Genomic DNA, 15,740 nt, shown 5'->3' on the forward strand with positions numbered 1-15,740 from the left:
TTGTTTTGATTCAACATTTAATGTTGAAATCGGAATTAACGTTGACATATTGTAATTCAGTTTTCAATGTTCATTTGTTTCAATCACAAGAATTAATTCTACAGGTTTTAACTTTGAAAGTCAAGAACTTTTTAAAATTAATTTGAAGTCGTGTTTTGAAATATTGTTATGTGTGTCGTTTTGTTTCGTCCGACAAGTAAATACTATACACGCTTAAAACGCTTTGAACAACAGTAAAATTTACACTTTTCTTCATGACCAAATGTGATCTTCGTTCATTTTACATACCTTTTTATTTTCATGGATTCATATCGTTCGTTTTTATCTTTATATTGTGATTTTTGATATTGATAAATAGTTTAAATAACTCTATAAAACAAACTTTACTGTTTATTAAATTTCTTTTCAAAAAATTAAAGCTACCTTAAAAAAGGTAGCTTGGTTTCATTTTAATTTACAATTAAGCATTTATTACATCTCTGTTCTGCCCATAATTGCTTTTGATAATGTCACTTCATCCGCGTATTCTAAATCTCCACCAACAGAAAGCCCTTGTGCTAATCGAGTTACTGTTAAACCTATTGGTTTGACTAGTCTCGATATATACATCGCCGTTGACTCACCTTCCAAATTAGGATTCATTGCTAAAATGAGCTCTTTTACTTCGTCATTTTTTAAGCGATTGATTAAACTTGGAATATTAATATCTTCTGGTCCTATACCATCCATCGGAGATATAGAACCATGTAATACATGGTACAAGCCTTTATATTCACGCATTTTTTCCATAGCGATAACATCTTTATCGTCCTCAACCACACAAATAATTGAACGATCTCTCTGTTTATCTTGGCAAATATAGCATGGATCTTGCTCAGTAATATGTCCACACTCACTACAATAAGTAAGTTCTCGTTTTACATCTACTAAAGCTTTAGCAAATTGAACGACATCGTCTTCTTTCATATCTAATACATGAAACGCCAGACGTTGAGCTGTCTTTGGCCCAATGCCTGGCAGTTTCATGAAACTGTCGATAAGTTTGGATATTGGTTCTGGATAGTACATACAATCACATTCCAGGAATATTTAAGCCTTGTGTATGCTTACCTAAGCGTTCTTGAGTAAGTTCATCAGCTTTATTCATCGCTTCGTTAGTAGCAGCAATTACTAAGTCTTGTAACATTTCAATGTCATCTGGATCAACTGCTTCTTCTTTGATTTCTACATCGAGAACTTCTTTATGACCTGATACTGTGACAGTTACCATGCCACCGCCAGCTGTACCTTGTACTTTTTCTTCTTTTAATTTTTCTTGTTCTTCGTTCATTTTCTTTTGCATTTTCTGCATTTGTTTCATCATTTGTTGCATATTTCCGCCACCGCGCATATATTTATCCTCCTTAAAAACTTCAATCTCATCTGATTGTAATTCATCTTTTGTCTCATTATACATGCCTTTTAATTCATTGTCATGTATCACTCTTCATCAATTACATTTACTGTATTTTCTCCAAATAAGTCTTTGGCCTTTTGAACGACGTCGACTTCTTCAGGAGACGCTGTTGTCGTTGTTCTATTTTCTTCTGCACTCGTACTTTGTTTACGGTTTTGAAGATATTCTGTTCTTACCCTCATCCACTGATCTGCTGGCACACCTACTACTTTAACTGCTTTATCTATAATATTACATACTACGTTCTCAATATTCTCTCTTTTTTCATCATCTTTATTTACAATCTCACAGTGTATTTCTTCTTCGAATTTAATCAGTACATGCGTTTCACTAGCTGCCACTGGTTCTGAATTTTGAAGTAAGCTTACTAATGATTTCATATCATTACTTTTAGCATGATCTATAACCTCTTGCCAGTGGTCTTTAAGCTGTTTAATATCTTCTTTGTTAGCTTTATCTAATACTTTGGCGATTTGTTGCATTGAAAAGGCATTTTTCGATTGCGTGCCTTTACTAGCCGTTTTTTTAGCTTGCGGTTTAGCATTGTTAGCTACGACACCTTGTGATTTTAACGTTTTCAATTCATTTTCTAACTGTTCCATTCGCTGTAACAACACTTCATTATTAGGTTCACTGGCTACGCTCGTTGTAGCAACAGTTTGCACATTTTCTGATTCGCCTTTAATCATTTCTGCTATTTTAACTAATAATACTTCAAAATGCACACTCTGATTGACACTAAATCTGATTGAAACAAGCGTATCATTAATCACATCAATCATTTTATACAAAGTTTCCAAGTCAAAATGCATCAATGCATCGTATTCAGTTTCTATATTAGATGTCTTATTCATAATGGTATCTCTCACAAAATAAATCATATCATTAATCAGACGATTCACTTCTTTACCTTGTGCAATAAATTGATGGTAAGTTGAAAATGCAGTTTTTACATCTCCTTCAACTACCTCTTTTAGTAAATCATTCAATGCTTGAGCATCTACGCTACCGGTTACATTCAACGCATCTTGCAATGTAAGATGATCATCACCAAAAGCAATTGCTTGATCCATAATACTTAACGCGTCACGCATACCACCTTCAGAAGCTTTGGCAATAAAATCTAAGGCAGCATTGTCATATTCTATATCTTGAGCGTCTGCTACAAATTGCAAACGTTCTACAATTTCATCATGACTAATTGCTTTGAAATCAAATCTTTGCGCTCTTGAAATAATTGTAGGAGGTATTTTATGTGGTTCAGTAGTCGCCAATATAAAAATTGCATGTGCTGGTGGTTCTTCTAGAGTTTTCAATAATGCATTAAAAGCACCTGTTGTTAACATATGAACTTCATCTATAATGTATACTTTGAATTTTGATTCACTTGGTGCGTATTTAACTTTATCTCTGATATTTCTAATTTCATCCACACCATTATTACTAGCAGCATCTATTTCAATCACATCTGAATTCGTTCCTCGCGTAATCCCTGTACAAATAGCACATTCATTACAGGGTTCTCCATCGGAGCGTTCGAGACAATTAATAGCTTTCGCGAATACTTTTGCGATACTTGTTTTGCCTGTTCCTCTCGGCCCGCTAAAAATATACGCATGTGATTGCTTGCCTTTTGAAATTGCATTGCGCAATGTTTTAGTTACATGTTCCTGACCTACGACATCTTCAAAACTCTGTGGCCGGAACATTCTATATAAAGCTTGATAATTCACCTTCACACCTCCAATAACATTCAACAACTATTATATCACTGTGTTTTATATTTTGAATATTAATTAAACGCCTCTGGATAAACTACATCACCGTTTGGTTGCTGTGCAAGTTGCTCCCACAAGAATTTAACCAAAAAATATTTCGATGGTACATCAAACGGACTATAAATTTGATAGTGGCTTGCCTCTTCATAACCTAACATACCATAATATTCAGGATCTCCAAGTACAATAATAGTCGTATAATCTTGCGCCTTTGCGCGTTCTTCCACAGCTTGAACAAGCGCTTTGCCTATACCTTTACTTCTATATTCAGGCAATACAGATAAAGGTGCTAACGCTAACGCGGTATAACGTGTTTCATCGTTAACAATCTCTATTTCTGAAAGCATGGCATGCCCAATGACATCACCTTCATCTGTCTTCGCAACAACTTCCAACTCGTAATTATATTCTGTAGATGCTCTAATTTTCAAAACTAAATCTTGTTCATCATGGTTGGACTCTGCGACGTTTTCAAAAGCAGTTTTTATTTCGTCTAAACTTGCGTCATAGTCATTTTCAGTTAATGTACTTAAATAAATTTGCATATGTCGTTCCTCCATATTCACTAAATTCAATTTTGGGCAGTTACAATCAGAATGATATCGTTACAGTTCAATCAATTAAACGAATGTATCGTTATTATTTTAATATAAAAAAAGAGTGACTGCTATCAAAAGATAAGTCACTCGTAATATATGATTAATTGTATTTATTTAAAAATTAAAACCGCGCACCTTCGCTTCGAATACGTATCATAAACGTAACCAAAGTCGACAGCTAAATCTCGGCAACCCTACGGCACATACGATGATCCACTTAATGCTGCTTCCGTCAGGACCTGACATGGTTCATGGGTTCATATTGCATAGGACCGAAATCTTCAAACACTACGTGCTTTGGGCAGACTTCACAAAAACGTAGCCTTAGCGAAGGAATTAAGTCTCGCATAAAGCGGATTTCGAGTACAGGGAACCGCTACCTCCCCACCTAGCACGGCAAGATATATCATACTATAAGGTAATGACTGATTGCAAGTCATACAATTCATTATTTTATAACTTATTTCATTATATTTTGTGACGTCTCGAAAAATCATTAAACTTAAATTCCGTGGCTAAATGTTTGGAAATGTTATATTGAAACTTTGTCGTATCCTTTAAATGGACGATACCTCGGACCGTTGCAGTGTATGGTGGCGTTACATCTCCAAATATTTCACATTCTAAATTACCAAATGATTCAAAGGTGATAGATTTATTAGAGTAGCTAATTTCTAACTCTAGCGTTTGTTCTATATAATGATACAACGAATCTTTAGCAATGTTCATTGTTATATCAGGAACAATTTTTTCTACTAAATAATCTTCATCAATAATTTTTACGCGATGATCAATTTTTCGCGTTCGAATAATGTGCCACAGCGTTTCACTCTGCCGCAAATCCAAAGCTTTTTTTACTTCAGGCACTTCGCTGGCAGGTATGCGTTCTAATAATCTGACTTCAGTCTCATGACTCAGTCCTAATCCTTGTTGAACTTCCCTGAAACTTGTTAAATTCGCAAATGGGAATTCTGTAATGCCTTGATAGATTACCACTGATCCTTTGCCTTTTATTTTCTGAATCATACCGTCTCTAACAAGTAGATTAAGCGCTTTGCGCACGGTTTCACGAGAGGCATTGTAATCGTATACCAATTCGTTTTCTGATGGCAACTGAGCACCATATGGTAGCTTTGATTCGATGATGTCTGTGCGTAAATTTTCATAAATCGCAATAAATTTTTTCTGTTTCATGTGATTTCACTCACTGCCTTTTAATTTAAATTATTGTCTAACTACGATGGCACCAAATCCGTCTATTAGACCATTCACTATCGAGCCATTTTGTAACATTACTTGCCCTTCAACTTTTAAGCCTTGTGGTATTTCAACTTTTTCTTTTGAAAAGTTAGCAATCACTAACCATGTTTCATCTTTATAATGACGCTTATAAACAAATAATTCATCGTGGTCCATGTAAAGTGGCTCAATATTTCCATAAGTTATAATATCATGTTCGTGACGTAGCTTTATCAATTTTCTATATGTTTGCAAAATGGATTGATCGTCTTCTATGGCTGCTTCAACATTAATTTCCCTATAGTTGTCAGGAATATCAATCCAAGGTGTACCTGAAGTAAAACCTGCATTTTCACCGCTCGTCCACTGTACAGGTGTACGAGAATTGTCACGAGATTTTTGTCCTAATATTGTTAGAATCTCTGTTTCTGGATAACCTTCAGCTTTTAATTTTTTATATGCATTTAGAGATTCTATATCTCTATACTGGTCGATATCATTGAAATGAGGGTCTGTCATACCAATTTCTTCACCTTGGTAAATATATGGTGTACCTTGAAGCATGTGCAAGGCGATGGCTAGCATTTTAGCACTACTTTGACGTAAATCCTCCGTCGAATCATCACCGAATCGTGTTACTACACGTGGTTGATCATGATTGCACCAAAAAATAGCATTCCATCCGCCACCGTTATAAATACCTATTTGCCATTCCATTAATATTTCTTTTAATTTATGAAAGTCTAACTTTGCGTTTGTCCACTTTTCTCCATTAATATAATCTACTTTTAGATGATGGAAGTTAAATACACTACTTAGTTCTTGACGTTCAGGATCCGTATATTGAATACAATTTTCAATCGTTGTCGAAGACATTTCGCCCACTGTCATCATATCTTTATCTCCAAATGTCTGTTGATTCATTTCGTGTAAGTATTCATGCACACGCGGTCCATCAGTGTAAAATTCTTTTCCTATCTTTTCTGAATTTTTAAATTCACCTTTTGATATTAAATTAATGACATCGAATCTAAAACCGTCTACACCAAAATCAATCCAATAATTAATCACTTTATAGAGTTCACGACGCACTTCAGGGTTATCCCAATTCAAATCTGCTTGTGTTACGTCAAATAAGTGAAGATAATATTCATCTGTTTTGTCATCGTATTTCCAAGCATTACCACCAAACTTTGATTCCCAATTTGTCGGTGGTTGATTATCTGCCGACCTCCTAAAGAAATAGTAGTCTCTATATGGGGTGCTTTTTTCTGAATATGCTTGTTTAAACCATTCATGTTCTGTAGACGTATGATTAATGACGATATCCATCATTATTTTTAAATTACGTTGATGCGCTTCAGCAATCAATGTTTTTAAATCTTCAATCGTGCCAAATTGTTCATTCACTTTATAATAATCGCTAATATCATAACCATTATCATTCATTGGTGATTCATAAATAGGTGTCAACCAAATATAATCCACACCTAGATATTGTATATAGTCTAACTTTTCAATTATGCCATTTAAATCACCTTCACCATTGCCCGTCGTATCATTGAATGACTTAGGATAAATTTGATAAACTACCGATTTTCTCCAATCATTACCTACCATATTATTACCACCTTATCTTTGTATTTTAAATTAAGAAACTCGCTAATCAAACTTAGCGAGTTTAGTTGTACTTATCTATTCGAATTAACTATTCTTCTACTATTTCTTTTGCTTCTTCTTTACTGAATTTCGAGAAGATAACAGTTAATATCGCTGGTACTACCATTGCAAGAACGGTACCTATTCCGTAAATTAACCAAAAATCTTTTTTAATAGAAATAATGGCCGGCACACCACCAACGCCAACATTACCTAAGACACCAATTGCACCTATGATAGCGCCTATAACACCCGAAGTTAAAATTGCTGCAACAAAAGGATATTTCAACGGTAAGTTTACACCAAACAATGCTGGTTCAGTAACTCCTAAGAATCCTGAGACACCAGAAGTCATTGCCAAACCTTGTTCTTTTGCCATTTTGCGTCGTTTATAGACGAACCATGCACCAAATGCAGCTGAACCTTGACAGATATTTGAAATTGCTAAGATTGGCCACAAGTACGTTCCTTCAAGACTGCTTCCCATCAGTTGGAAATCAACCGCTAAGAACATATGGTGTAAGCCTGTAATAACTAGAGGTGCGTAAAAGAAACCATAAATTGCGCCACCTAACCAACCGATATGTTCAAAGACAAATGTCACACCATTTGTAATTCCTGTTCCTAACCATAAGGCAACTGGACCTATAACGATAAACGCTAAGAAACCAGTGATTAATAAGGCAACTGGACCAACGACTAACATTTTGATTGAATCATGTACATATTTACTTAAGAACTTTTCAATTTGCGCTAATACATAAGACGCTAATAAGATTGGTAATACTTGACCTTGATAGTTCAGTTGTTTAATTTCTAAACCAAAGATATGCCATGCTGGAATATTACCTTTACCAATATCATATTGTGAAGCGAGTTGTGGGTTCATTAAAATCAGACCTAATACCAGACCGAGTATTTGACTCCCACCAAACACACGCATACTACTCCAACCAATTAAAGCTGGCAAGAAAATAAAGGCAGTATTTGCAATAACATTAATAATATCTGCAAAGTCCCCTAATTGTGGATATTGTGTCACCAATGCTTGCTTCCCAAACAAGTCTTCCATTGTTAATACATTATAAATCCCCAATAGTAAACCAGCAGTTACGATTGCCGGTAAAATTGGTATAAAGATATCTCCCAATAACTTAACCAATCTTTGTATAGGATTACCTTTTTTAGCTGCCGCTGCTTTCGCATCATCTTTAGAGGCACTTTCAACCCCGGTTTCTTCAATAAATTGTTTATAAACTTCATCAACAGTACCTGGTCCAATAACAATTTGATATTGATTATCAGCTTTGAATTGTCCCTTAACTAAATCATTGTTACTCAGTCGATCTTTATCGACCTTATCATCATCTTTCAAAACAAGTCGTAAACGCGTCACACAGTGTGTTGCTGTGTCCAAGTTTTCTCTGCCCCCAATAGCTTCGACTATATCTTGAACATCTTTCTTTTTAACAGCCATGATGATTCACTCCCTTAAACTTTAATATTATCCAGATTATAACTTGTATAGACAAGTTTTGCAAAGGCTTTCACTCAGTTTCTTAAAAAAGGTCATCACGTAGACATTAATTTTCAATCTCTACGTGATGACCTTTTTCAATAAAAGTATATATTATTTTGTGTTTGGCGTAATCACAGCAATAAATTTAATGATATGTGCCACAAACAATAATAAAAACTATGTTAAACACGTGTCTATTTTTCTATCATTGGCCTTAAACAACAAAAAAGACAAACACTTTATATTAAATAAACGTTTGCCTACTATATTATTTATTAGTCTTGGTATTTAACGATAATGGCGGAGGAAGAGGGATTCGAACCCCCGCGGGCCGTTAAGCCCCTGTCGGTTTTCAAGACCGATCCCTTCAGCCGGACTTGGGTATTCCTCCAAATGAACACAATAATTATAATATTATAGCCCATTAAAAAAGTCAATTATAATTAGAATGTTACACCAATGTTTTTTCAGTTAGGTATTCGTCAACAGCATTAGCGACTGCTCTACCTTCTTGAATTGCCCAAACAACAAGACTTTGACCTCTTCTTGCATCGCCTGCTGCAAAAATATTTGATTGGTTCGTTTTGAAATTTTTGTTATCTGCGACAATTTTATTTCTCTCAGTTTGTATATTAAACGCATGTGGCACAGTGGTTTCAGTACCAATAAATCCTATTGATAACAATACCAAGTCAGCCGGCCAATGACGTTCTGTACCATCGACAACAACCATACCATCTTCTGTTTCTTCAAGTATTTGTGTATAAACACCTGTTACATTACCAATACGATCAACCTCGTAACGCATTGTTTGAACACCATATGCACGTGGTTCAAAACCAAAACGTGCCTCATATTCATTATGAGCATAATCCATTTTAAATACAGGCATGGCTAATGGCCAATACGTATTTTCGTCAAATTCAATTGCTTCAGGTTGTTTTGTGTATTTGTTAAATTGAACGATAGATTTACAATTTTCCCTCAGTGCAGTCGCTACACAGTCTGCACCTGTGTCACCAGCACCAATGACAATCACGTTTTTTCCTTCTGCAGATATTGACGGCTTTTCAATTTCACCATTTAAATACTCGCCCTGTTCTGTTAAGTAATCCATAGCAAAGTGAATACCCATGCCCATTCGACCTTCTAATGGTAGATCACGTGCATTTTGCGAGCCTGTACAAATAATAATGGCATCGAATTGTTCCTCTAAACTTTCTTTACTGACATCTATCCCTATTTCCGTATCAGTGATAAAAGTGATGCCAGATTGTTCCATTAGTTTAATTCTACGTCGCACTACGTCTTTATCTAATTTCATATTAGGTATACCATACATTAATAATCCACCTGCTTCATGTGCACGTTCATATACAGTTATGCGATAACCTAATTTGTTTAATTCGTCTGCAGCTGTTAAACCAGCTGGTCCACTTCCTACTATTGCTACTGATGCTGCTTTACGCTCATTGGGAATCGTTGGTTTGACCCAACCATTTTCAAAAGCTTCATCAATAATAGTACGTTCAATACCTTTAATCGCAACAGATTCTCTATTTATCTTCATCACACACGATTGTTCACACGGAGCCGGACATACACGTCCAGTAAATTCAGGGAAGTTATTCGTTTCGTTCAAGCGTTTATATGCCGTTTCGAAGTCTTTTTGGTACACTAAATCATTCCATTCTGGAATATAGTTCCCAATGGGACAACCAATTGTTTCTCTACCATATGGTTCACCTGTTTGACAAAAAGGTGTGCCACAATCCATGCATCTCGCACCTTGTTCCGAGGCTTCTTCTTTTGTAAACCTTTGCTGAAAGGGTGCGTGTCCTTTCAAACGTTCTACTAAAGACAATTCATGTAAAGGTTGTTTATCATAATTCATAAATCCTTTGAATTCTCCCATACTCAGTCCCCCTTCAAATTAATACACAGACGTTAATTGTTGCGCTGGTTCTAAATGTGTTCTCTTGTCATTAAAAGCATTCAGTAACGCTTCATCTTGCTGGTTAGATTCGCGCTTTTGTAATTCGATTTTTTGCATCATCAATTTATAATCTTTCGGAATGACTTTCACTACTTTATTAGCCATTTCTTCAAAACTATCTAATATAGTTTTTGCTTTAGTACTATTTGTATAAAGCAAATGATCTTCTAGCATCTCTTTCACAACATTTTCTTCTGCTGCAACAGTGATTTCGTCGAAGTCTAAACTGTCTAATTGATGTTCTTCTTTAAATTTTTCAATATCAGATGGGAAGATATATGCAACACCACCACTCATCCCTTGACCAAAGTTCTTCCCGACATCTCCCAGCACAATAACGCGACCGCCTGTCATATACTCAAGACCATGATCACCAATACCTTCAACAACTACTTGCACACCACTATTTCTAATACAGAATCTTTCACCAGCTTTACCATTAATAAAAGCTTTACCATAAGACGCACCATAGAAACAGACATTACCAACTATAATTTCTGATTCTCGCTGTTGCGTCGGCGCCTTCACAATCACTTTACCGCCAGAAAGTCCCTTACCTACATAATCGTTAGCATCACCTGTGTGATGTACTGTTAAACCTTGAGGTATATAAGCAGCTAAACTTTGACCAGCATGGCCTACCGTATTGACATTGATACTATCTTCAGGTAAACCTTCAGCACCGTAGATATCGGTGATCATACTACCAGTAATGACACCCACATCTCGTTGCTCATTTTTCACCACATAATTACCAGTAAATGACTTCTGTTGTTCAATTGCTGCTTGAGCATCAGGTAATAGTTGTGTTAAATCAAAACCTTCATCAAGATGGTGATTTTGCGCTATTTTTTTATATCTTTCACCTTCGTGCTGATATAATAATGCTTCAACATTCATAGATGCAGCTTTAGGTCTTCGTTGAGATAAATGATCTTTTCGTTTTAATAAGTCTGTACGCCCCACCAAATCATCTACAGTGCGCAAACCAAGTTCGGCTAGTATCTCTCTTAATTCTTCAGCAACAAAATGCATAAAATTGACCACGTGATCAGCTCTACCATTAAATAGCGCGCGCAAATCTTGATTTTGTGTAGCAATACCTACCGGACATGTATCTTTATGGCACACCCGCATCATTACACATCCAAGTACGACTAATGGCGCTGTTGCAAAACCAAATTCTTCCGCTCCTAATGCACATGCATATGCCACATCTTTGCCTGTGAGTAATTTGCCGTCTGTTTCTACAATTACTCTCGATCTCAAGTTATTCATCATAAGTGTTTGATGTGTCTCCGCTAATCCAATTTCCCAAGGTACACCTGCGTGTTGAATACTTGTTTTGGGAGAAGCACCCGTACCACCATCATATCCACTAATCACAATTTTATCTGCATAAGCTTTGGCTACACCTGCTGCAATTGTTCCGACACCAGTTTTAGAGACAAGCTTAACTGTGATATTTGCGTTTTTATTAGCATTTTTCAAATCATGAATTAATTGTGCTAAGTCTTCAATGGAATAAATATCATGATGTGGCGGTGGAGAAATCAAACCAATACCTGGGGTAGACCCTCTGACTTCAGCAATCCACGGATAAACTTTAGAACCAGGAAGCTGTCCGCCTTCTCCAGGTTTAGCCCCCTGCGCTACCTTAATTTGTATTTCTTTAGCATGTTGTAAATAATGACTCGTCACTCCAAATCTTCCAGAAGCAACTTGTTTGATTGCACTAGAACGATTACGACCTTCGTCATCCACTACAAATCGTTCGGGATTTTCACCACCTTCACCACTATTACTTTTACCACCCATTTGATTCATTGCTTCAGCAAGTGTTTGATGGGCTTCTTCAGAAATAGAACCATAGCTCATCGCACCTGTATTAAAACGTTTTACGATTTCACTCGTTGGTTCTACTTCATTGATATCAATTGAATCTTGGTTTTTAAATTCCATTAAGTGACGAATATGATCTGTACGTTGATGATTGACTTCATTTGAAAACGTTTTGAACTGTTCATAATCATTTAAACGACATGCATGTTGCAGTAAGTGGATTGACGTCGGGTTAAATGCGTGATGTTGGCCTTGTTTACGCCATTGAAACGTACTACCAGATTCAAGGTACTCGCTCTCAGATGACTGTCTCGCTTTATTTTCTTTATCTATCAAGTTGATATCCATACCAGATAGTTTTGTTTGTGTCCCTGTAAAATACCGGTCAACAACTTCTTGTGACAAACCTACCGCTTCAAAAATTTGAGCCCCTTGGTAGCTTTGAACGGTAGAAATTCCCATTTTAGCCATAACTTTTATGACACCTTCTGATAATGTATCCGTATATGTTTGAACGTTTTCGGCAATATTTCCGTTTAAGCGTCCTTTCTCCACTAAGTTTTCTATTGTATGTTGCGCTAGATATGGTACGACTGCATTAGCACCATACCCTAATAAACACGCTACATGGTGCACCTCTCTCGTTTCACCAGAAAGCGCAATGATGCTTGTACGCATGCGCAAACCTTCTCTAATTAATAATTGATGTACATGACTTACTGCAAGCAATATTGGCATTGCATAGCCTTGCGCTTCAACTAGTACTCGGTCATCTAATACAATAATTTCATAGCCATCTTTCACGGATTGAATTGCTTGTTCCCCTAAATTGTCTAACGCCGTTTCTAAGTTTTCGTGATATAACGTTGATAAATGCTTAACTTTAAACCTGCTATCGTCAATCGCTTTTAATTGCGCCTCTGTTAACACAGGTCTTTTCAATTGAATTCTATTCAATACATCTTCGTTAGGTTTTAACAAATTACCTTCTGAACCTAAATAAGACAATTCACTTGTCACTATTTTTTCTCTATATGCATCAATCGGTGGATTAGTGACTTGTGCAAAAAGTTGTTTAAAGTAATTAAATAACGATTCATCTTTTTCATTTAAAACAGCAATTGGAACATCATACCCCATTGCGCCAATCGGGTCTTTCTTACTTTCAATTAATTCTGTCATGTATTTGTTGATTTCTTCATTTGTATAAACAAATTGCTTTTGTAATCTGGCTAAAGTTGTTTCATCCCAATTAGATGGAATCACTTTCACATTGTCTAAATCTAAATCTACTTTAAATTGATTTATCCAATTTTCATATGGTAATTCATCAGCGATATGTGCTTTTAATTCATTATTATCAACTACTTTTTGTTGTTGAAAATCAACTAATAATAATTTCCCTGGATTTAGTTGACCTTTAAAAGCAACTTGTTCCTCAGGTACATCTACAACGCCCACTTCTGACGAAAAAACAATGTAATTATCTTTAGTGATTGTATAACGTCCTGGTCGCAAGCCATTTCTATCTGTTAGTGCGCCAATTTTATCTCCATTACAAAATGAAATCATTGTTGGACCATCCCAAGGTTCCATCAAGTAACTATAGTATTCATAAAAAGCACGGACGTTACTGTCATTCGCCGTATTATAAAGCCAAGGTTCTGGTATCATTAACATTGCTGCTCTCTCTGGTTCCATAGCTAAAGATAAAAATTCTAAAGCGTTGTCAACAATAGCAGAGTCACTACCGTCTTCATCAATAATTTCCTCTACTTTATGTTTGTCTTCACCAAAAATGGTTTCAATCAAATCATTTTGTCTTGCACGCATCCAATTAACATTACCCTTAATAGTATTAATCTCCCCATTATGCATTAATAATCTATTAGGGTGCGCACGCTTCCAACTCGGAAATGTATTTGTACTAAAACGAGAATGCACAAGTCCTAACTTTGATATATAGCGTTCATCATTTAAATCTTGAAATAACTTCTTAATTTGATCAGAACGCAACCATCCTTTATAGACGATTGTTTTATGAGATAAACTTGTGAAATATAAATCTACTTGCTGTTTTTTAGCATATAATTCAATTTGTTTACGTGCTAAAAATAGCGCTTTTTCTATGTGAGTATCATCATTTAATGCGATGAATACCTGTTGTATATATGGCATCGTTTGGGCTACATGTTCGGCAATGGCATCGACATCTACTGGCACATCTCTATAACCAATAACATTTAATCCTTCGCTTTCAAAATAACGATTGAACGTTGCTTCATGCTCTGAATTTTTTATCTTCACGTTCGAAAAAAACATACCTACTGCAAAATGACCTTCTTCCGGTAATTCAAAATCTGTTTGTTTAGAAAAATAATCAAAAGGAATTTCTGTCATAATACCGGCACCATCACCTGTCATGCCATCTGCACCAATTCCTCCACGGTGATCTAACCTACGTAGCATTTCCAGTGATTTTTCAACGATATCGTGTGATCTCTCATTATTCATATTGGCATAAAATCCAATACCACATGCATCATGCTCTTCACGACTATCATATAATCCTAATTGCTTACCATATTCGAACATAACCCTCACCTCTTTTTCGAAAATTCTGAATATTGAATAAGTATAGTAAACTATATAGTAATACATTAATCTATTCAATATATAAAATAGATGATATTATTCTAATAATTCGAATAATATTAATATGTTGGGAATGGTCATATGGAAATTAAACAATTGAAATATTTTATAGAAGTTGCAAAAAGAGAACATTTATCAGACGCTGCTCTAGAACTTAACATTGCTCAATCTGCTATCAGTAGGCAAATCACACTATTAGAAAAGGAATTACAAGTGACGTTATTTAACAGAGAAGGACGCAACATACACATTACCGAAGAAGGACAACAATTATTTTCTGAAGCAACAAAGATTATCGAACAACTTGATAACACAGTTCGTTTATTTCATAACCAATCTGAAACAGAGCATTATATTATACGTGTTGGTTATGTTGAAAGTTATATAACACAGGTACTCACATTATTAATGCAATCCTTTGAAAATGAAAGTACATCTATCATTCAACCTATTTTAATGGAAGAAGAAGATATTTTTTCAGCTTTGCTCACAGATAAAATTGATATTGCTTTTACTGCTATGTCAGATGAATTCAAACAGCACCGTTCTTTAAAGGTAAGCCCTTTATTTGAAGAAACATTCCATGTCTATGCACCTAAAGATGATCCAATCACAATGGCTACGAACCCACCTTTAGTACAATTTTCGAATAAATCTATTTACGAATTATATCCATTACCAACCAAGATTAGACAAACATTAGTAAAAACAACCAAAACACCTATACAAACGATTACGCATCCTCAGCTGGCTGAATATATCTTAAGTAAAGGGCGTGGCTACATCGTCACAGCTTCTTATCATTTACTTTCAAAAAATCCGCAAAAGTGGCGAGAAGTATCATTAGAACATACAGCATTGAAAAGAACCATTTGCCAAGTTGTTCGGCTAGACAATCGAAAACATGATTTACAATATTTATTAGAAATGATTGATAAATTATTAAGTAGAAGCACGACTTATCATTAATCACATGCATAAAACTTTTGAATTCAAA

The 15,740-nt window shown here is 35.5% G+C and carries 10 protein-coding genes, 1 tRNA gene and 1 other RNA gene; 1 reads left to right on the forward strand and 11 read right to left on the reverse strand.

The window, feature by feature from the left end; all coding sequences use genetic code 11:
- Positions 1-471: 471 nt before the first annotated feature.
- The 11 genes from recR to gltB all read right to left on the reverse strand — a co-directional run bounded on the left by recR (position 472) and on the right by gltB (position 14,683).
- Complete coding sequence (recR, locus tag CD032_RS02185) at positions 472-1,068, reverse strand: recombination mediator RecR (RefSeq protein ID WP_019467672.1); 597 nt, start codon at positions 1,066-1,068, stop codon at positions 472-474.
- 4 nt (positions 1,069-1,072) lie between these two features.
- Positions 1,073-1,390: a YbaB/EbfC family nucleoid-associated protein gene (locus tag CD032_RS02190; RefSeq protein WP_026034724.1), complete on the reverse strand. Its 318-nt coding sequence runs from the start codon at positions 1,388-1,390 to the stop codon at positions 1,073-1,075.
- Between the two features lie 89 nt (positions 1,391-1,479).
- A complete protein-coding gene (gene dnaX, locus CD032_RS02195) occupies positions 1,480-3,189 on the reverse strand; it encodes a DNA polymerase III subunit gamma/tau (RefSeq protein ID WP_040029844.1) in 1,710 nt (569 codons plus the stop codon).
- A 59-nt stretch (positions 3,190-3,248) separates the two neighbouring features.
- Positions 3,249-3,779 (reverse strand): GNAT family N-acetyltransferase, encoded by a 531-nt coding sequence (locus CD032_RS02200; RefSeq protein ID WP_019467669.1) that lies wholly within the window; start codon positions 3,777-3,779, stop codon positions 3,249-3,251.
- A 181-nt stretch (positions 3,780-3,960) separates the two neighbouring features.
- An RNA gene (gene ffs, locus CD032_RS02205) (signal recognition particle sRNA large type) lies at positions 3,961-4,230 on the reverse strand.
- A gap of 71 nt (positions 4,231-4,301) precedes the next feature.
- Complete coding sequence (treR, locus tag CD032_RS02210) at positions 4,302-5,027, reverse strand: trehalose operon repressor (RefSeq protein ID WP_019467668.1); 726 nt, start codon at positions 5,025-5,027, stop codon at positions 4,302-4,304.
- Between the two features lie 30 nt (positions 5,028-5,057).
- Positions 5,058-6,692, reverse strand: a complete 1,635-nt coding sequence (treC, locus tag CD032_RS02215; protein ID WP_103211141.1) for an alpha,alpha-phosphotrehalase — start codon at positions 6,690-6,692, stop codon at positions 5,058-5,060.
- An 88-nt stretch (positions 6,693-6,780) separates the two neighbouring features.
- Positions 6,781-8,208 (reverse strand): PTS system trehalose-specific EIIBC component, encoded by a 1,428-nt coding sequence (gene treP / locus CD032_RS02220; RefSeq protein WP_019467666.1) that lies wholly within the window; start codon positions 8,206-8,208, stop codon positions 6,781-6,783.
- A 340-nt stretch (positions 8,209-8,548) separates the two neighbouring features.
- Positions 8,549-8,641: transfer RNA gene (locus tag CD032_RS02225), tRNA-Ser, on the reverse strand.
- A 60-nt stretch (positions 8,642-8,701) separates the two neighbouring features.
- Positions 8,702-10,165, reverse strand: coding sequence for a glutamate synthase subunit beta (locus CD032_RS02230; RefSeq protein WP_019467858.1), 1,464 nt, complete (start codon positions 10,163-10,165; stop codon positions 8,702-8,704).
- An 18-nt stretch (positions 10,166-10,183) separates the two neighbouring features.
- Positions 10,184-14,683 (reverse strand): glutamate synthase large subunit, encoded by a 4,500-nt coding sequence (gltB, locus tag CD032_RS02235; RefSeq protein WP_103211142.1) that lies wholly within the window; start codon positions 14,681-14,683, stop codon positions 10,184-10,186.
- 141 nt (positions 14,684-14,824) lie between these two features.
- On the opposite strand from gltB, the gene gltC reads away from it, so the two are divergent.
- Entirely contained in the window at positions 14,825-15,712 is an 888-nt protein-coding gene (gene gltC, locus CD032_RS02240) for a glutamate biosynthesis transcriptional regulator GltC (RefSeq protein WP_019467859.1), read from the forward strand.
- Positions 15,713-15,740 lie beyond the last annotated feature (28 nt).

Source organism: Staphylococcus cohnii subsp. cohnii (assembly GCF_002902365.1).
In the GTDB taxonomy this organism is placed as follows: Bacteria; Bacillota; Bacilli; order Staphylococcales; family Staphylococcaceae; genus Staphylococcus; species Staphylococcus cohnii.